This is a genomic window from Neohoeflea coraliihabitans, assembly GCF_019334345.1.
GTDB classification, from domain to species: domain Bacteria; phylum Pseudomonadota; class Alphaproteobacteria; order Rhizobiales; family Rhizobiaceae; genus Pseudohoeflea; species Pseudohoeflea coraliihabitans.
The window spans coordinates 1-1170 of record NZ_JAHWQX010000013.1; the positions used below are offsets into that span (position 1 = coordinate 1).

At 67.2% G+C, this 1170-nt stretch carries 2 protein-coding genes; both read right to left on the reverse strand.

Going from position 1 to position 1170, the window contains the following annotated elements; genetic code table 11:
* The coding region (locus KY465_RS18540) for an ATP-binding protein (protein ID WP_219203613.1) at positions 1-785 on the reverse strand (785 nt) is incomplete at its 3' end.
* A gap of 14 nt (positions 786-799) precedes the next feature.
* Positions 800-1039: an acetyl-CoA carboxylase gene (locus KY465_RS18545; protein ID WP_219203614.1), complete on the reverse strand. Its 240-nt coding sequence runs from the start codon at positions 1037-1039 to the stop codon at positions 800-802.
* Positions 1040-1170 lie beyond the last annotated feature (131 nt).

Below are 1170 nucleotides of genomic sequence, written 5' to 3' on the forward strand. Positions count from 1 at the left end.
AGGGCGATGGCGGCGGCGCACAGCTGCTCGCGGATATCGGCGCCGAGCGCTGCGGAGGGGGCTTCCTCCCAGACCTTCTGGCGGCGGCGCTGCAGCGAGCATTCGCGCTCGAAGAAATGCACGACATTGGCGCCATCGCCGAGGATCTGCACCTCGATATGGCGGGCCCGCTCGATGACCTTCTCGATATAGATGCCGCCATCGCCAAAGGCGGCCTTGGCCTCGGCCGAGGCCTGGGGGGCGAACTGGCGGAACTCCTCGCCTGACGTGGCGATGCGGATGCCGCGGCCACCGCCGCCGGCCGCCGCCTTGATCATCACCGGAAAGCCGATCTGTTCGGCAAGTTCGGCGGCCGCCTGCATGTCCTCGACCAGGCCATCGCTGCCCGGCACCGTCGGCACTTGGGCCTTCCTGGCCTCGGCGCGGGCCGCCGCCTTGTCGCCCATCAGGCGGATGGTGTCGCCGGAGGGGCCGACAAAGATCAGCCCGGCCGCGGCCACCGCATCGGCAAAGGCGGCGCTTTCGGAGAGAAAGCCATAGCCGGGATGAATGGCATCGGCGCCGCTGTCGCGGGCCGCCTTGAGGATCGCCTCGGTGTCGAGATAGGACTTGGCCGCCTGTGGCGGGCCGATGTCGATCGCCTCGTCGGCGAGCTGCACGGCGCGGCTGTCACGATCGGCAGAGCTGTGCACCTGCACCGTGGCAATGCCCAGTTCGCGGGCGGCACGAATGATGCGCACGGCGATCTCGCCGCGATTGGCAATCAGTAGCTTGTTTATCCCCATCTGGCCGGCACCGCTCATTCGAACTCGGCGACCGGCTGGCCGGCCATCACCGGATCGCCATCGTCGAGCGGAAACGCCGACAGGGTTCCCGCCGCGTCGGCCTTGATCTCGTGAAAGGTCTTCATCACCTCGACAAGGCCAAGCGTGTCGCCCTTCTCGACCGTGTCGCCAACCTCCTTGAAGGCCGGCTGATCCGGCGCCGGCTTGCGATAGAATGTCCCCGGAATCGGCGACTTGACCTGATGGCTTGCCATATACTCTCTCTCCTGTTCACCCGGGCCTCAAGCCCAATATTAAACCGGGCCTCAAGCCCAAACCTCAAACCTTCGCCCCGCCCCGCCCCGTCCGAACCGGGCCCTTCCCTAGGCCGCCTGCACCTTGCCGA

What these genes read in the sequence shown, in the direction of transcription:
- KY465_RS18545 (WP_219203614.1), bottom strand. Translation starts at nt 1,039, where the DNA reads ATGGCAAGCCATCAGGTCAAGTCGCCGATTCCGGGGACATTCTATCGC.